A 16,467-nucleotide genomic window follows, 5' to 3' on the forward strand; every position below is an offset into this window, starting at 1 on the left:
CGACGTCGGCCGACGCACCACCCCTGACAGCATCGCGCGCTGTGCTCCCCGGAGTGGAAGCACAGCGCGCGATCGAGTCGGACGCGAATCGGGTCAGTGGTCGTGGCCCTCGTGGTCACCGCCGCCGTCGCTCGCGGCGGAGTCCTCGGCTGCCTCGTCGTCGGCGCCCGGGGCGACCTCGTACTCGCCCGAGGCGGTGCCCGTGGTCACCTGGATCTCGTGCGGGACCACCGGTAGGTCGAGCTCGCGGTAGACCTCACCACTGGCCACGTCGACCATCGTGAGCTTCTTCGCCTCGGGGTCGACCACGAAGGCGGTCCCGTCGGCCACATCGAGCATGGGGCCGGGCGCCTGCCACTGCTCCGGCTCGGTCCACTCCCCCGTCACCGGGACCTCGTGGAGGATCTCGCCGGTCTCGGGGTCGAGGATGTTCAGCTCGCCGTCGGCGGTGAGCACCAGGGCCTCGCCGTCCGGACCGCGGTCCAGGGAGCGGAACCAGTACTCCGACCCCAGATCGACGATCTGCTGGGTGTCATCGCGCGTGTCGATGAGGGCCACCTCCGTGGGCCGCTCGATCCCACCGGCGGGATCGGCCTCCACCTTGTGATCGGCCAGCACGATCGGCGAGTCCTCGTGTCCCATCTGGTTGCCGGAGCGCTGGTAGTCACCCTCGATGTCGACCTTGTGGAACTCGCCGTCGCGGTAGATCACCGAGCCGTTCTCGCAGCCCAGGCTGATGACGTCTCCCGACTCGGTCGGCTGAGCGGCGGCCTCGCCGTGCACGCCCGGGCAGTCGTCGGTCTCGGCGGTGACCTTCCCGTCCTCATCGAGCACCTGGACCGTGCTGCGCTCCTCCTCGGTGCCCTGGGTGACAAGCTTCCCCCCGTCGGACAGCGGCACCGCGACCCCATGATGCGGATCCTCGGTGCTGGTCTGCTCGAGGATCTCGAGCTGCCCCTCGCCCAGAGCCGCGGGATCGATCACGGTGACCTCGCCGGTCCCGTCGGAGAAGAGCGCCGTGCGATCGCCGTGGGGGACGACGTGTCCGGGGTGGGGTGCCTCCACGGTCAGATCGGTGAGGGTGGGCTCCTGGACGTAATAGTGGAAGTGGTCGCCGTGGCCCTGTGCGAGCAGGCCGGTGTCGTACATGGTGATCGCGTCGGACGCGCTGACCGCGACGTTCCGACCGTCGCCCGCGGGATTCAGCCGCACGTAGCCTTCGAGCTCTTCGCTGCCCAGGGTGCTGCCGTCCGAGGAATCGAGGGTGGTGATGCCACCTTCGTGGGCGAGCACGATCCGTGGGGAGAGGGCGCCGACCTCGGTGCGATCCGTGGAGGGGGCCGCCTCGCCGCCGCCGTCCGAGGATCCGCTGGAGCTGCCGCCACCGGCGCTGCAGGCCGAGAGCGCGAGCATCCCCGCACCGACGAGCGCGACGGCTCGCCGTTTCATGACAATGGTTCTCATCAGGTTCATGCGGAGAGAGTAGCAGTACTTGAGCATCGTTCTCACCACGAAGCGGTGATCCGGCTGGGGTCCCGGAACCTCCGCACCTTCACGCTCGAGACCCAGGGCACCCGCACTTCGCCCCCCCCCGGGCCGCTTCCCCTTCACGACCGCCCGCCGGGGCAACCACACCGTCACGCCGCCGAAACCCCGGACCTGCACGCCGAGATCGACATGGGGACCACTTTCAGCACACGAAAGTGGTCCCCATGTCGATCTCGATCGGCTGGCGCGGTCCAAGGCGCGGTCAGCCCGGGCAATCGGCCGGCGCAGCAGCCGGCGCGGTCGGCCGACTCCGGGCCGAGGCGGCTACCCGCGCAGCTACCGGCTCAGATCACGCCGAAGGCGATCATGGCGTCGGCCACCTTGCGGAAGCCGGCGACGTTCGCGCCCACCACGTAGTCGCCCGGGCGACCGAGCTCGTCGGCGGTCTCCAGGCAGGTGGCGTGGATGCCCTTCATGATCTCGGTCAGCCGCTGCTCGGTGTGGCCGAAGCTCCAGGCGTCACGGCTAGCGTTCTGCTGCATCTCCAGCGCGCTGGTCGCCACGCCGCCGGCGTTCGCGGCCTTGCCGGGGCCGAAGGCCACATCGGCACCGCTGAAGATGCCCACGGCCTCCGGGGTGCAGGGCATGTTCGCGCCCTCGGACACGGCGAGGACACCGTTCTTGACGAGGGCGCGCGCCGCGTCGGCGTCGAGCTCGTTCTGGGTGGCGCTGGGCAGGGCGATGTCGGCCGGGACGTCCCAGACGCTGCCGCCGGGGATGAAACGCGCACCTTCACCGCGACGTTCGGCGTACTCGGTGATGCGGCCGCGCTCGACCTCCTTGATCTGCTGGAGCAGCTCGAGGTCGATGCCGTTCTCGTCGACGACGTAGCCGGAGGAGTCCGAGGCGGTGATCGGGATGCCGCCGAGCTGCCGGGCCTTCTCGATCGCGTAGAGCGCGACGTTGCCGGAGCCGGAGACGGAGACGCGGCGCCCGTCGAAGGAGGACCCCCGCGCCTTGAGCATCTCGTCGGCGAAGATGGCCGCTCCGTAGCCGGTGGCCTCCTTGCGCACGAGGGAGCCACCCCAGTCCAGGCCCTTGCCGGTCAGCACGCCCGCCTCGTAGCGGTTGGTGAGGCGCTTGTACTGGCCGAAGAGGAAACCGATCTCGCGGGAGCCGACGCCGATGTCCCCGGCGGGGACGTCGGTGTACTCGCCCATGTGTCGGTGCAGCTCGGTCATGAAGGACTGGCAGAAGCGCATGACCTCGCCGTCGGAGCGGCCGTGCGGGTCGAAGTCGGAGCCGCCCTTGCCGCCGCCGATGGGCAGGCCGGTCAGGGAGTTCTTGAAGATCTGCTCGAAGCCGAGGAACTTCACGATGCCGAGGTTCACCGAGGGGTGGAACCGCAGGCCGCCCTTGTAGGGGCCGAGCGCGGAGTTGTACTCGACGCGGAAGCCGCGGTTGATCTGGACGGTGCCGTCGTCGTCGACCCAGGGGACCCGGAAGATGATCTGACGCTCCGGCTCGCACATCCGCATGAGGATGCCCTGGTCGTTGTACTCCGGGTGGCGGCCCTGGATGTACTCGAGGGACTCGAAGACCTCGCGCACGGCCTGCTGGAACTCGGGTTCGCCGGGGTTGCGGCGCAGCACCTGGTCGTACGTGTCCTGGAGCATCGAATCGATCATCGCGGTCCTTTCAGGGGCCCGGGGTCCCGGGGTCACGGTGCCTCCGCATCGGCGGAGGTCGGAGCGCCGCCCAGGGTACGCGCCCACCCCTGATCGCGGAACGGACCGTTCAGTGAGTGAACATGCATAGGCTTGCTGACCCATGCACGCTGGGATTTCGCCCGGCGAGGGGCGTCCATGACACCGCGGGGCGTGACGCCCCACGCTTCGATGAGTACGCTCGTACGCATGTCGCTCGCTCCACCTGCCCTTCGTCGCGCCCGCGCGGCTGTCGGCGCCCTGTTCCTGACCAACGGGGCGCTGCTGGCGAACCTCCTGCCCCGCTACCCGGAGATCAAGGCGGGGCTGGGGCTTGCCAACTCCACCTATGGCCTGGTCCTGGCCGCTTTCCCCGCCGGCGCGATCCTCGCCGGACTCGGTGCCGGGGTGCTCGTCCGACGCCTGGGCTCGGCGCCGCTGGCGACCGCAGGCACCCTGGCGACGGCGCTCGGTCTGCTGGCGGCGGCCTGGTCCCCGGCTGCGGGGGTGCTCGCCCTCGCCCTGCTGCTGGCCGGGGCGTGCGACGCGATCACCGACGTCGCGCAGAACGCGCACGGGCTGCGGGTCCAGCGCGCCTATCGCCGCTCGATCATCAACTCCTTCCATGCGGTCTGGTCGGTCGGCGCGGTGCTCGGCGGCTCCATGGCCGCCCTCGCGATCGCGCTCGACGTCCCGTTGCGGGTGCACCTGGCCGGCTCCGGCCTGCTGTTCGCCGTGATCTCGCTGGTGGCGCTGCGCTTCGCCCTGCCCGGCAAGGACCCGGACGGCGGGACCGACCGGATCGACCGAGCAGACCAGGCAGACCAGGCAGATCAGGCAGGCCAGGCAGACCAGGCAGACCAGGCAGACCAGGCAGACCAGGCAGACCAGGCAGACCAGGCAGGACAGTCCGATGCGGGCGACGCGATCGCCGGGTCCGGCACCGCCGGGTCGACCACGGACTCACGGACCTCGACCCCGAACTCGAGCCCGACGCCGACGCGGCTCGGGCTGACGCTGCTGGCCCTCGTGGCCATCGCCATCGGTGGCACCCTGGTCGAGGACTCCGGCAACTCCTGGGCGACGCTCTACCTCCAGCGCGACCTCGGCGCCCCGGCGGCGATCGCCGCCACCGGCTACATCGCCCTGGTGGGCGCCCAGTTCATCGGCCGCCTGCTGGGCGACGGCATGGTGGACCGCTTCGGTCAGCGGACCGTCGCACGGGCAGGCGGCGCGATCATCGCCCTCGGCATGGGGATCGCCCTCGCCGCCCCCACCGTGCCGAGCACGATCGCCGGATTCGCCCTGGCCGGGCTCGGCAGCGCGACGCTGGTACCGGCGGCGATGCAGGAGGCCGACGACCTGCCGGGCCTGCGGCACGGCACCGGTCTGACGATCGTGTCGTGGCTGATGCGGCTGGGCTTCCTCGCCTCCCCACCGCTGGTCGGGCTGGTCGCGGATGCGGCCGGGTTGCGCGTCGGCCTGCTGGTCGTGCCGCTGGCCGGGCTGCTCGTGCTCGTCATGTCGCGTGCCCTCAGCACCCGCCGCAGCGTCGAGGGGCTCGGCCAGGGGCAGACGGTGGAGCCGGCAGCCGCCTCGCGATGACCTCGTGCGATCTTGCGTCGCCCCGGTTCATCGTCCCGCGGTGAGCCGCTCCAGTGCCTCGATGATCAGGTCCGCGCGAGCCGGAGCGGTGTGCAGCGCGCGGTGGAGAGCGAGTCCCTCGTTCATCGCGTCCAGCAGCACGGCCGTGTCCTCGTCCACGAACGGGTCGAGCGTGGCGCGGGTGCGCGCCATCCAGGCGCTGGTGATGTCGCGGTATTCGGGCCGCCGCGCCGCCAGGGTGTAGAGCTCCTGGGTGACGATCAGCTCCCGCTGGGTGGCGAAGACGTCCTCGCCGATGTTCGCCGCGAAGGCGGCGAGCGCCTCGGGCAGCGTGGCGGCGCGGGCGGTGCGCTGCTCGACCCGCACGGCCATCCGATCGGCGAAGCGCGCGAAGGCCTCCCTCAGCAGCTCGTCCATCCCGCGGAAGTGGTAGGTCATCGAGCCCAGCGGGACATCGGCCGCGGCGGCGACCCGACGGTGGGAGGTCCCGGTGACTCCGTGCTCGGCGATCACCTCGAGGCAGGCGTCGATGATGCGGTCGCGACGCTGCGGGTCGTGACGCCGGGGCCGGGCGGGAACGGACACGCTCCGACCTTAACCTCGTCGTGCCGTCTGCCCGGTGATCCCGTCGCTCCGGGACCGCCGTCCGGCGCCGGGATCATGCAGCTCGGGAGGTCCTGGGCGCATCACGTGGCCGGGGCCGTCTCCCCCAGGCCGAACTCGCGCACCTGCACCCACTGGCCGTCAGGGTTCTCCTCGGTCACGCGCAGCCGGGCGAACCGCACCTCCTGCGCGCTCGGCAGCGTCACCTCGAGGACGGGCGAGCCATCCGTGGTGGCGACCTGGGACCAGCTCTCCCCGTCGGCCGACAGCTCCAGCGCCCCCTCGTAGATCTGGTCGCCGGCGGTGGTGTCGCTCGTCGCCATCTGCACGCGGGCGAAGGTGATCGGCCGGGCCTGCTCGAGCTCGACCCGGATCTCGTCGTCCACCCGCGGGGCCCCGTCGGACCAGAACATGGTCGACAGGTCGCCGTCGGCCATGCTCTCGGGCGTGTGGTCGCGGTAGGTCTCCAGCGTGGTGCTCGCGGTGGCAGGCAGACCGCGGAAAGGCAGGGAGGGATCCTCGGGCGACACTGCCCGCAGCTCCTCCCACGCCCGCGAGACGAAGTCCTCGAACACGCCGTCGCCGACGCTGGGCACGATCTGGTCCTCGCGGAGGACACCGTCCTCTCGCTGATCGGGCACGGTCGCCTTGCCTGCGGCGGCGAGATGCTCGCCCACCCGGGCGGCAGCCTCGGAGGCGTCCCCGAGCCGGTCCTCCGCGAGCGCCCGCAGCATCTCGAGCTGGGCCAGCAGAGCCTTCGCCCACCGGCCCGCCGCCACGATCCACGGAAGCGTGTCCTGATAGAAGCCCTGGGACGCCATCGGCGCCAGGGACTCCTCGAGGCCGACGACGGTGCGCAGGCGCTGGTCGAGCTCCTGCCCGCCACGCTCTCCGGCATCGTACGCGGACCAGAAGGCTTCGACGTCGGCCGAGAGACCGGGGGCGATCGGGGAATCGTCGCGGTAGGGCCACCGGACGTTGAGGTCGACGAAGACGCGCAGGTCGTGGCGGACCGACTCCTCCGCACCGGCGAGCTCGTCGAGCACCGCCCGCCAGGAGGACTCGGGGTCGTAGGAGATCGGGTCCCAGCAGTAATCGGCATAGTTCGCGAGCGCGATCAGCGAGGCGTAGGGCTCGATCATCGGGTTCGACGTGAAGCCGGCGAGGTGCTCGTGCAGCGTCGGCGCCCGGCCCTCGAGAGGGCCCAGGAACAGGCGGTCGCGGCGCCCGTCGTTGACCGGGAAGTTGTCCCAGATGAACAGGTGCTCGGCCTGGTAGCTCTCGACGGCCGCCACCACGGATTCCTCGGTGACCTCCGGGGAGAAGACGCCCTCGCCGGTCCACTGGATGCGGAGGTCGGGGTGGGTGCTCTCCCCGAAGACGGTCTTGTAGTCGCTGGGCTCGGAGCCCCAGTACTCGGTGGGGACGGTCTGCAGCGGCTCGAGGTCGTGGGCCTCGACGTAGTCCTCCTGCAGCCGGTTCAGGTAGTGGGCCTGAGCCTCGGCGAGGGAGGAGAACTGTGCGGAGTCGGCCTCGTCGAGGTCGCCGGGGATGTCGTCGAGCGCGATGTAGAAGCGGGAGACCCCCAGCTCCCGCAGCTGCTCGAACTTCGTCACGGTCGCCGTGAAGTCCTCGTCGCTGCCATAGGTGATGTCGTTGCCGGGCGAGAGCGCGTAGGTGAAGCTCACGTGGTGAGCGCTCGCGGTCTCGACGAGTTCGGCGAGCTTCTCGAGCTCCTCCCCCTCGTACAGCTCGCGCCATTTCGAACGCAGCAGCAGATCGTCCTTGGGGGTGTAGATGTAGGTGTTCAGCTTGTGGGCACCGTAGAACGCGAAATGGTCCAGGCGTGCCTGGTGGGACCACGGGATCCCGTAGAAGCCCTCGATCGCCCCGCGGATCTCCATGCGCGGGGCGTCGCGCACGTGCACGGCAGGCACCCGCGCCCCGCCGCCGAGCAGCTGGCGCAGGGTCTGGACCGCGTAGTAGGTGCCACGGGCGTCGCGACCGGCGAGGGTGAGGACGGGTCCTCGGTTCCGGCCCGTCGTCAGCACGTATCCGTCGGCCGCCAGGTCCTCGGGACCCGGGACCCCGGCGGCCTCGAGCTCCGCGCGCAAGGTCGGATTGTCCTCCGGCGTGCCGAGGTGGATGCGCGGCCCGGAGACGAGGTCGGCGGCGGAGTCCGCCACGACCGCCCGGGCGCGGGCGCCGGCGTTCTCGAGCAGATCGATCAGTGCCGTCCGGGCGGTGGGATCGGTTCTCGAGCCGACGACGACGGTCACCGCTCCCTGCAGCACCACCTCGTGTCCGCTGCCCCGCACCGAGAGCGGCCGGGGGCGGACGTCCGAGATGCTCCCGGAGGGACCACCGCCGTCGGCGAGCGCGGCGGGGAGCGGGAGGGCGAGGGTGCCTCCCAGCGCGAGCCCCAGGCCGAGGGCGCTGCGGCGCGAGAGGCCGCGGGCTCCGGGGGCGGGGATCCGGCCGGCGGGCGAGGAGGAGGTCACGCGGTGCACGAGGCGCCTTTCCGGGTCATGCCCCCTGGCCGTACGCGAGGACTCGGGGCCAGGGTGGGGAGTGGGGGCGCGCCACCGCACGTGATGCGCCCCACAGGGCGGCTGTCACCTTAACAGCTTAAGTCGTCGTGGCGGAGGGGCCGACGGATCCGGAGACTCCCAGGGCTGACGAGTCGCCGGCGCGCGCCTCCCCCGGGTCAGGTCTCGCGCACGTCCAGCTCGTGCTGGATCCAGGCCGGGTCGTCGGTGGTGAGCGTGTCGGCCCCGCAGGCGAGGGCGACCGCGAGCTGCTCGGCGGTGTTCACGGTCCAGGGATTCAGCTGCAGCCCGGCCTCGCGCGCGGTTCCGGCGGCTCGCAGCGAGAGCTTTCGGATCGCCGGGCCGATGCCGGCTGCACCGAGCTCGCGGGCGGTGGCGATCGCCTGCTGATCGATCTGCTCCACCAGGTAGGACACCGGGGTGTCGGTGGTGCGTCGGATCTCGGCGAGCGCCTCGGCGTGGAAGGAGATCACGGTCGAGGCGGCGGCGGGCGAAGCCGCCGGCAGTGCCCTCAGCTGCTCGGCCACGGCCTTCGCGGCAGCGGCGACCTTGACCTCGATGAACACCGGCACGGTGGTGATCGCCAGCAGTTCCTCGAGCGAGGGGACTCTCTCCCCTCCGGCCAGCAGCACCGTGTCCAGCTCGGCGCGGGTGAGCTCGCCGATGGCACCGGTGGCCAGCGGGGAAGCGGCGTCGGCGGTGCGATCGATGGTCTCGTCGTGCATGACGACCACGTGTCCGTCGGCGCTCAGGTGGACGTCGCACTCCACCAGCTGGGCGCCGTCCTCGAAGGCGCGCCGGAAGGCGGCGAGCGTGTTCTCGGGGGCCAGCGCGGAGGCGCCGCGGTGACCGACGATCGCGGGACGTTGCGGGGACGGGGCGGAGTGCTTCGTCATGGTTCTCCTCGGACGGGATCGACGGGTGCGGTCGGGACGGAGTTGCGGACATGTGTGGACGGACGGTGAGGATCGAGGTCGCCCCCTGGACCCTACCCAGTGGTCAGGCTCACACTGGAAACCTGCGCCCTGACGCAGGGTGCTGTGCCCGTCCCGACGGGCCGGGCACCGACCGGGCGGACAGCCCGGGAAGGGGAAGCCATGCTCAGCAACAGCATCAGCACGACACTCAGCGACCACGGCACCGGCCGGGCGAACGGGGGCCGCGCCGGCGCACCACGATGGCGCACCGGCCGCCGCGCAGCGGCTCCGCTCGCGGGCCTGGCCTGCACCGCCGCACTCCTGGCGGGCGGAGCCGGCTCCGGCGACGTGGCGCAGGCGGCAGCCGCCGGCACCACCCGGAGTCAGGTGGGGGCCGACGCGGCGAGCGAGGTCACCGCACGCACCGGCTCGGACGAGAACCTCTTCGAGGGCACCTGGACCTTCGGCCACACCACCAAGACGCTGACCGCCGAGGAGCTCGCCGCGGTCACCGAGGAGGAGGCCGAGGCCCGCGGCCCCGAGGAGATGAGCCTGACCGTCCAGTGCGCGGACGGCATCGACACCTCCATCCGCGACTACGAGGCGGTCTGCGTCGCGATCGCGGACGAAGGGGTCGAACATCCCTGGATGCTCACCGGTGGCCCCGCCGATGCCGGACTGGTGGTCGAGGTCGACAACCTCGAGTGAGGCGTCCCGACCGACCCGATGCGGCCGTCTCAGGTCTGCGCCGGTTCGGCCATCAGAGAGAACGCCCACGCGGGGTCATCCACCGTGAGGGTGTCGCAGCCCAGCTCCAGGGCACGGGCCAGCTCCTCCTCGGAGCGGGCCGTCCAGAGGTTGAGCTGGATGCCGAGTGCGCGAGTCCGCTCGACGTCTACCTGCCGTGCATCGGCGATCCGCACCCCGATCTGGGCGACGCCGAGATCCTCCGCGGTCTCGAAGAACTCCGGGGAGGTCGTCGTCGTGGTCAGCAGCAGCGGGATGCGCGGATCCGCCTCCCGCGCCGTCCGCAGTGCCTCCGGGTGGAAGGAGATGATCTGCGCCGGGGGCGACGGCGCGTCCCAGACGTCCTCGTCGAAGTACTCGACCAGGAGACGGACGACGCGCTCCGCGGCGCCCGGTGCCTTGATCTCCACCAGCAGCGGGACGCGGCTGCCCTCCGTGCGGACCGCGGCGTCGAGCACCTCGGTGAGGGTCGGGATGTGCTGGCCGCTGCCCACCAGCACCCGGTCCAGCTGAGCGCGGGTCAGGTCCGCGACGGCACCGGTGCGCAGCGGGGAGTCCTCCTGCGCGGTGCGGTCGAGGGTCGCGTCATGGATGACCGCGTCGGCCCCGTCGCTGCTGAGGTGCACATCGCACTCGAGCAGCTGGACGCCCTCGGCGACGGCCCGCCGGAAGGAGACCACGGTGTTCTCCGGCTCCACGGCCGCGGCCCCGCGGTGGCCGACCAGCGCAGGCAGACCGCCGTCCCTCGCAGAACTCCCGGACCCGCCGGTCGGAGGATTTCCGACCCCGCGGGTCGGCCGCTTCCCGGCTTCGCCCGTCGCGCGGGCGGGGGCGCTCACTTCCACCCCTGGAAGTCGACGGCCTCGTAGGCCTCGCGGTCCTCGTCGAGGCCTTCCTGCAGCTCGGCGGCCAGGGTGTCCAGGACCTCCTGCGCCGACGTGCCGTCGCCGTACACGCGACCCTGGGCGGCCCCGATCTCGGTGACCCGACCGGCGTTCCAGTTGGTGTAGTCCGCGGTGCGGGCGTTCTCGAGCTGGTTGAGGGCCACCAGGTAGTTGGGGTTCTCGGCGACCAGGTCCTGGACGGCCTGGGTCTCCGCGGCGGCCTGGACGATCGGCACGTATCCGGTGCCGATGTGCCAGGCGGCGGACTGCTCGGGTCCCGCGAGGAAGCGGAACAGCTCGGCGCAGGCGTCCTGGCGCTCCTGGGACTCGGTGCGCACGATGGACAAGCCGGAACCGCCGGTCGGGACCTGCTTCTGCTCCCCCTCCTTCGAGAGCATGTAGGCCACTCCCACCTCGAACTTCCCGTCGGCCGCCACGGTCTGGCCGGTCAGGGCGGCGGTGGAACCGCGCCAGCCGGCGGTCACCCCGGACTGGAAATCGGTGCCTGCGTCCTTGGCGAGGTAGCCGAAGCCGTCGTCGTGGATGAACTTCCGCTGCCACTCGAGCCACTCGAGCCCGGCCTCGTCGTTGATGGTGACCTCGAAGTCCTCGTTCGAGTTCGCTCCGCCGAAGCCCCAGATGTCCGCCTGCCCGTGCCAGGCATCCGGGGAGAACGCCATCGCAGAGAGCGGGCGGCCCTCCACCTCGATCTTCGCCAGCTCGGGCGCGAACTCGGCGAGGTCCTCCCAGGTGCTGGGGCCCTCCTCGGGCAGGCCCGCTTCGAGGTAGCGCGTCTTGTTGAAGTAGAACAGCGGCGTCGAACGGGCGAAGGGCACCACGAACGTCTCGCCGCCGGCGATCCCCTCGTGGACGTAGTTCGGGATGTAGACGTCGGTGTTCCACTCGTCGTCGAAGTAGCCGTCCAGCGGCGCGAGCGCGTCGGAGGTGTGGAACTGGAGCCACTGCATCTCGGGGAAGCAGACGATGTCCGGAACGGTGCGGGCCTGCAGCGAGGCGGTGAACTTCTGGACCAGGTCGTCGTACCCGCCCACGGATTCCGCGATCGCGACGATCTCGTCCTGGGACTCGTTGAACTCGGCGAACTGAGCGGTGACGACCTCGTAGATCTCCGCCGTGAAGGGCGCCCAGAACAGGATCGGGGTGCGGCCCTCGTACTCGGGCGGCAGCGTGAGGTCCGCCTGCGTGAAGCCCTCGCGGATGTTGCTCTCGGCACCGCCGCCCCCACCCAGGGGCGAGCCGCAGGCGGCCAGGCCGGCGGCGCCGGCACCGACCCCCATCGCGGCGAGCAGACCGCGACGGGAGAGAGGGGGGAGGGTAAGGGACATGGGGATCGCTCCTCGTGGTGGGGATGGTGCCGATCGGGTGGCGGGGCGGGTCGGGCGGTCGGGCAGGTCAGAGGGAAGGACGAGTCAGGCGCTCGTCCGGACAGGCGTGCTCGGGTGGCGGGCGGAGGAGGGTCGCCGGCCGTCGCCGGTCCTCGCCGTCATTTCATGGCCCCCGCGGCGAGGCCGCCGATGATCCGCTTCTGGGCCAGGAAGAAGAGGATCAGCATCGGCAGGGAGACGAAGACGGCGCCGGCCAGGATCACGCCCCAGTTGCTGTAGCCCTCCTGGCTGCGCAGGAACAGCAGCCCGATGGGCAGGGTGCGCATGGTGGAGGTGGAGGTGACGATCAGCGGCCAGACGTACTCGTTCCACTTGCCGACCATCACGATCAGCGTGGCGGTGAGGATCATCGGGCTCGACAGCGGCACCACGATGGTGAGCATGCGCCGGATGTGCCCTGCGCCGTCGATCTCCGCGGCCTGCAGGATGTCCTTGTCCAGGGTGCGCATGAACTGGTACAGCAGGAACATCGCGAAGGCGCTGGCGATGCCCGGCAGGATGATGCCCGCGTAGGAGTTCAGCCAGCCCAGGTTCGCCACGGTGATGTAGTTGACGATCAGCGTCACGTGGCCCGGCAGCATCAGCGAGGCGATGATCAGCGCGAACGCGAACTTCTTGAACCGGAAGTCGACGAAGACGAACGCATAGGCGCACAGGATCGCCAGCGAGATCTCCAGGAAGGTCCCCACAGCGGTGGTGACGATCGAGTTGAGGAAGAAGCGGTCGAAGGGCGCGGAATTCCACGCCTCGACGAAGTTGTCCACCGTCAGCGAGGTCGGGATCCACTGCAGAGGCCAGGAGTAGATGTCCCCGTGCGGCTTCAGCGAGGAGGAGAACAGCCAGAACAGCGGGATGAGGAACACCGCGAGGGTGGTGAGCACCCCGGCGATGAGCAGGCCGGTCATCCAGGCCGGCCGACGGGGGCCGCGGCGGCGACCGCGGTTGATGCCGGGTCCGTCGGCCGCCTCGGAGGCCTTCCGGGAATTCAGGGTCAGGGCACTCATGAGTCGTAGTTGACCTTCCTGTCGCCGACGCGGACCTGCAGGTACGTGATGGCCAGCAGGATCAAGAGCAGCACCGTGGCGGCCGCCGACGCGGTGCCGATGTCGAACTTCTGGAAGGCCTCCTCGTAGACCATCCAGCTCAGCGTGCTGGAGGAGACCCCGGGACCGCCGCTGGTCATGATCGAGATGATGTCGAAGGCCTGCGCGGCGGAGATGATCCCGGTGATCGAGAGGAAGAACATGATCGGGCTCAGCAGCGGCAGGGTCAGGTGGCGCAGCAGCTTCCCGCCGTGCGCCCCGTCGAGCGCCGCCGCCTCGTAGAGGTCCTTGGGGAGGTCGAGGATCGCGGTGTAGCAGATGACTGTGACGAAGCCGAGACGCTGCCAGGTGTAGGCGATCGTGATCGCCCACAGCGACCAGTCCGAGGTGGTGGTCCAGTCCGGGGAGCTCGCGCCGACCAGGGAGAACAGCCAGCGGGAGAGGCCGTAGTTGGGGTCGAACATGAACAGCCACAGGATGCCGACGGCCGCGCCGGGGAGCATGTGCGGGGCGAAGGCCATGGTCTGGGCGAATCCCGTCAGCGGCACCTTGGTGGCCAGCAGGCTGCCCAGCAGGAGCCCGCCGACGATCGAACCGACGACGCTCACCCCGGTGAAGACGAGAGTGTTCAGCAGCACCTGACCGAAGCTCGGGTCGGTGAACAGATCGAGGTAGTTCTCCAGCCCGACGAACTCCGGGCTCGGCGCCACGAAGTCCCACTCCATGAAGCTGAGCCCGATGTTGTAGAGGGCCGGGTAGTAGGAGAAGACGATGATCGCGATCAGGTTCGGGGCGATCAGCGCCCCGAACAGCAGCGCGTCGCGACGCCGACGACGGCGTCGCTGCCCGGAGGTGCGAGGACGGAGCGCTGCAGGGCTCCGGCCGGGCGACCCGGGCGTCGAGGAACTCGGACCCGCGGAGCCGCCGGTCGCCTCGGCCCCGCGCGGGGCCGAGGGTCCCGGATCGGGGTGCGGTCGGACGGCGAGTGACATGGGAGCGCTCCCAGCTTCCTGGTCGGCGGGGCAGGCCCGGGGACCGGACGTGCAGGACGGAAGTAGCGGCGGCGAGGCCTCCCGGGGCTGCGCGGAGCGGCCCTCGGCGTCCTCGACCGACCACACCGTATGGACGCCACGACGCCCGCGCCACCAGCAGGAACGCGCGGGTGAACCCGTCGTGAACACCCCCTGTCACCGCAGGTGGGAGCGCTCCCACGCGAGTCGACGGCCGCCGCGAGCGGCAGAGGGAGGGCCCGATCGGGACCCGGTCCACCCACCGTTCATCGAGATGTCCGGAACTGTTCCGCGACCACGCGGGCCGGGCGCGACGGGCCGCACCCAGGCTTCATCCACCAGTTACCCATACGCCCTGGCGGACATCCCGCGCCGCGCTACCCTGCGCTGAAGACGCGGGCCGCCGCGCGGGCTCGAGGAGGAGCCCGCCCCCGGAGGTCCCGATCAACCGACCCGACCCCAGGGAAGAGCGCGGATCATGACCAGACCACCGACGATGGAGGACGTGGCCCGCGCGGCCGGCGTCTCGCGCTCCACGGTCTCCCGCGTGTTCCAGGGCGGCGGCGAGCGAGTCTCCCCCGACGCGATGATCGAGGTGCACGAGGCCGCCGAACGCCTGGGGTACGTGCACAACCTGGTCGCGAGCGGACTCGCGACGCGGCACGGACGTCAGCTCGGACTGCTGATCCGGGACGCCACCAACCCCGCCTACGGGCACCTCCACGCAGAGATGAACCGCGCCGTGGAAGCCGCGGGCCGCACACTGATCTCCGTCACGGCCTTCCGCCACGACTACGGCACCGCCGAGGTCGAGGGGTTGAACCGCCTCCGGGGCCAGCGGGTCGCCGGCATCTTCGTCGGCACCGGGGTGACCGCCGCCGAGGACCTCGTCGAGGCCGTCTCCGCCGTCCCGCTGATGATCGTCGGCCGCCCCAATGACCACCCCTTGATCGAGTCCGTGAGCTACGACGAGCGCTCCCATGGCCGCATGGTTGCCGAGCAGCTCGCGGCGGCGGGCCACCGGCGGATCGCGGTGCTGAACGCTCCCCTGCTCTACTCGCGCGTGTTCGCGCTGCGGATGCGCAGCCTGCGCGAGCGCTGCCACGAGCTGGGGGTGGAGACCCGTGAGGTGGAGCTGCTGCCCGTGGAACAGGGGGTCGTGCGAGCGCTCGACGCAGCCCGGGAGGAGCATCTGACCTGCATCGCCTGCCCTGTGGACTACGTGGCGCTGGATCTGCTTCGTGCCGCGGCCGAGCGCGGGGTGCGGGTGCCCGAGGACGTGAGCACCGTGGGCTTCGACGGGATGGGCGACGGCCTGGACCTCCTCGGCCTGGCCACCGTGCGCCTGCCCATCGCGGAGGTCGCCCACGAGGCGGTGGCCCGGATGGGCGATCTGCTGGTCAGGGCGCAGGAGTCCCCCAAGGGGCCACCCGCACCGCTGACGGACGCCTCTCCGAGCGCACGTCACGCCGTGCACGCCGGGCAGTTCCTGCCGGGCCGCACCCTGGGGCCGCCGGCCGAGCATCGGCGAGGCTGAGGGGGTCGACCGGCGACTCACCGGTCGAGTCGCAGCACCCCCGGCAGCTCGGTGCGCAGGACGGTCTCGAACACCAGCTCCCGCATAGCCTCGGCCGCGGCCGAGAGCTGCACCCCGCTGCGGTAGGCGAGATTCACGGTGCGGTCGAGCTCGGGGTCCACCAGTCTCGAGGAACGCAGCCCGGGGCGGTCCACCACCACCATCGCCGGGACCACCGCCACCCCGATCCCCCGCTCGACGAATCGCAGCACCGCGTCCATCTCCGCCCCCTCGACGGCGATCGCGGCGCGCAGACCACGGGACGCGAAGGCGCGGTCGGTCGCCGCTCGCAGGTCGTAGCTGCGGTTGAAGGCGACCTGCGGGACCTCGGCCAGCTCGGCCAGGGTGATCTCCTCGGGGACCAGCGGTGCCCGCGCGGCTGCGGAGGCCACGACCAGGCCCTCCCGCAGCAGCGGCACGAGCTCCGCCCCCTCCGCCTCGAGCGCGTCCTCCCGGGTGATGGCGACGGCGAGATCGACCTCGCCCTCCTGCAGCTGCCGCATGAGCGCGAGCGTGCCCGCCTCGACGACCTGCAGCTCCACCTCGGGATGGCGAGCGGAGTACTCGGCGAGCACGTCGGCCACCAGCGAGACGCACAGGGTGGGCGGCGCGCCGAGCCGCACCCGTCCCCGGCGGAGCCCGGCGAGCTCGTCGAGCTCGAGCCGTGCGCTCTCCGCGTCGGCGAGCATTCGCCGCGCGATCGGCAGCAGAGCCCGGCCCGCCTCCGTCACCACCGCCCCGCGATGACCGCGCTCCAGCAGAGGGGTGCCGACGTCCGTCTCGAGCGTCGCGATCTGCCGGGAGAGCGACGGCTGGGTCAGGAACAGCTCCTGGGCCGCCCGGGTGAAGGTGCCCCGTCGGACGACCGCCTCGAAGGAGCGCAGGTGCTCGAGCCTCATGCCCCCACCCTAGCGACCATGCAGTCATTGCATG

General features: G+C 71.2%; 13 protein-coding genes. 3 read left to right on the top strand and 10 right to left on the bottom strand.

Annotated features, from left to right (window positions below; all coding sequences use genetic code 11):
- Positions 1 to 93 precede the first annotated feature (93 nt).
- Both JOF43_RS02750 and gdhA read right to left on the bottom strand, forming a co-directional pair.
- Complete coding sequence (locus JOF43_RS02750) at positions 94 to 1,473, bottom strand: hypothetical protein (RefSeq protein ID WP_245353995.1); 1,380 nt, start codon at positions 1,471 to 1,473, stop codon at positions 94 to 96.
- 359 nt (positions 1,474 to 1,832) lie between these two features.
- Positions 1,833 to 3,176, bottom strand: a complete 1,344-nt coding sequence (gene gdhA, locus JOF43_RS02755; RefSeq protein WP_209898754.1) for an NADP-specific glutamate dehydrogenase — start codon at positions 3,174 to 3,176, stop codon at positions 1,833 to 1,835.
- A gap of 228 nt (positions 3,177 to 3,404) precedes the next feature.
- Here gdhA and JOF43_RS02760 point away from each other — a divergent pair, with 228 nt between their 5' ends.
- Positions 3,405 to 4,799 carry an MFS transporter gene (locus tag JOF43_RS02760; RefSeq protein ID WP_209898757.1) on the top strand — a complete coding sequence of 465 codons (1,395 nt, stop codon included), beginning with the start codon at positions 3,405 to 3,407 and terminating at the stop codon, positions 4,797 to 4,799.
- Between the two features lie 27 nt (positions 4,800 to 4,826).
- Here JOF43_RS02760 and JOF43_RS02765 read toward each other — a convergent pair whose 3' ends face one another.
- From JOF43_RS02765 to JOF43_RS02775, 3 genes are all read right to left on the bottom strand, one after another.
- Positions 4,827 to 5,384, bottom strand: a complete 558-nt coding sequence (locus JOF43_RS02765; protein WP_209898759.1) for a TetR/AcrR family transcriptional regulator — start codon at positions 5,382 to 5,384, stop codon at positions 4,827 to 4,829.
- Between the two features lie 101 nt (positions 5,385 to 5,485).
- On the bottom strand, positions 5,486 to 7,903 hold the full coding sequence (locus JOF43_RS02770) for a glycoside hydrolase family 84 protein (RefSeq protein WP_209898762.1): 2,418 nt from the start codon (positions 7,901 to 7,903) through the stop codon (positions 5,486 to 5,488).
- Positions 7,904 to 8,109: 206 nt separating this feature from the next.
- Positions 8,110 to 8,847 carry a glycerophosphodiester phosphodiesterase gene (locus JOF43_RS02775; protein WP_209898765.1) on the bottom strand — a complete coding sequence of 246 codons (738 nt, stop codon included), beginning with the start codon at positions 8,845 to 8,847 and terminating at the stop codon, positions 8,110 to 8,112.
- Positions 8,848 to 9,048: 201 nt separating this feature from the next.
- Here JOF43_RS02775 and JOF43_RS02780 point away from each other — a divergent pair, with 201 nt between their 5' ends.
- Positions 9,049 to 9,576 carry a hypothetical protein gene (locus tag JOF43_RS02780; RefSeq protein ID WP_209898768.1) on the top strand — a complete coding sequence of 176 codons (528 nt, stop codon included), beginning with the start codon at positions 9,049 to 9,051 and terminating at the stop codon, positions 9,574 to 9,576.
- 29 nt (positions 9,577 to 9,605) lie between these two features.
- Here JOF43_RS02780 and JOF43_RS02785 read toward each other — a convergent pair whose 3' ends face one another.
- The 4 genes from JOF43_RS02785 to JOF43_RS02800 form a co-directional block, all read right to left on the bottom strand.
- Positions 9,606 to 10,349, bottom strand: a complete 744-nt coding sequence (locus JOF43_RS02785) for a glycerophosphodiester phosphodiesterase (protein ID WP_209903042.1) — start codon at positions 10,347 to 10,349, stop codon at positions 9,606 to 9,608.
- A gap of 101 nt (positions 10,350 to 10,450) precedes the next feature.
- Positions 10,451 to 11,845: an ABC transporter substrate-binding protein gene (locus tag JOF43_RS02790; RefSeq protein ID WP_209898771.1), complete on the bottom strand. Its 1,395-nt coding sequence runs from the start codon at positions 11,843 to 11,845 to the stop codon at positions 10,451 to 10,453.
- A 158-nt stretch (positions 11,846 to 12,003) separates the two neighbouring features.
- Entirely contained in the window at positions 12,004 to 12,909 is a 906-nt protein-coding gene (locus JOF43_RS02795; protein ID WP_209898774.1) for a carbohydrate ABC transporter permease, read from the bottom strand.
- On the bottom strand, positions 12,906 to 13,940 hold the full coding sequence (locus tag JOF43_RS02800) for a carbohydrate ABC transporter permease (RefSeq protein ID WP_209898777.1): 1,035 nt from the start codon (positions 13,938 to 13,940) through the stop codon (positions 12,906 to 12,908). The genes JOF43_RS02795 and JOF43_RS02800 overlap by 4 nt, the downstream gene beginning before the upstream one ends.
- A 496-nt stretch (positions 13,941 to 14,436) precedes the next feature.
- Here JOF43_RS02800 and JOF43_RS02805 point away from each other — a divergent pair, with 496 nt between their 5' ends.
- The gene (locus JOF43_RS02805; RefSeq protein WP_209898780.1) at positions 14,437 to 15,495 is read left to right on the top strand and encodes a LacI family DNA-binding transcriptional regulator; all 1,059 of its coding nucleotides are present in this window, start codon (positions 14,437 to 14,439) and stop codon (positions 15,493 to 15,495) included.
- 17 nt (positions 15,496 to 15,512) lie between these two features.
- On the opposite strand, the gene JOF43_RS02810 is transcribed toward JOF43_RS02805, so the two are convergent.
- Positions 15,513 to 16,433 (bottom strand): LysR family transcriptional regulator, encoded by a 921-nt coding sequence (locus tag JOF43_RS02810; RefSeq protein WP_209898783.1) that lies wholly within the window; start codon positions 16,431 to 16,433, stop codon positions 15,513 to 15,515.
- Positions 16,434 to 16,467 lie beyond the last annotated feature (34 nt).

The organism is Brachybacterium sacelli, from assembly GCF_017876545.1.
In the GTDB taxonomy this organism is placed as follows: Bacteria; Actinomycetota; Actinomycetes; order Actinomycetales; family Dermabacteraceae; genus Brachybacterium; species Brachybacterium sacelli.

Coding starts and splice junctions, on each gene's coding strand:
- JOF43_RS02750 (WP_245353995.1), bottom strand. CDS start 1,473: ATGAACCTGATGAGAACCATTGTCATGAAACGGCGAGCCGTCGCGCTC.
- gdhA (WP_209898754.1), bottom strand. CDS start 3,176: ATGATCGATTCGATGCTCCAGGACACGTACGACCAGGTGCTGCGCCGC.
- JOF43_RS02760 (WP_209898757.1), top strand. CDS start 3,405: ATGTCGCTCGCTCCACCTGCCCTTCGTCGCGCCCGCGCGGCTGTCGGC.
- JOF43_RS02775 (WP_209898765.1), bottom strand. CDS start 8,847: ATGACGAAGCACTCCGCCCCGTCCCCGCAACGTCCCGCGATCGTCGGT.
- JOF43_RS02780 (WP_209898768.1), top strand. CDS start 9,049: ATGCTCAGCAACAGCATCAGCACGACACTCAGCGACCACGGCACCGGC.
- JOF43_RS02790 (WP_209898771.1), bottom strand. CDS start 11,845: ATGTCCCTTACCCTCCCCCCTCTCTCCCGTCGCGGTCTGCTCGCCGCG.
- JOF43_RS02795 (WP_209898774.1), bottom strand. CDS start 12,909: ATGAGTGCCCTGACCCTGAATTCCCGGAAGGCCTCCGAGGCGGCCGAC.
- JOF43_RS02800 (WP_209898777.1), bottom strand. CDS start 13,940: ATGTCACTCGCCGTCCGACCGCACCCCGATCCGGGACCCTCGGCCCCG.
- JOF43_RS02805 (WP_209898780.1), top strand. CDS start 14,437: ATGACCAGACCACCGACGATGGAGGACGTGGCCCGCGCGGCCGGCGTC.
- JOF43_RS02810 (WP_209898783.1), bottom strand. CDS start 16,433: ATGAGGCTCGAGCACCTGCGCTCCTTCGAGGCGGTCGTCCGACGGGGC.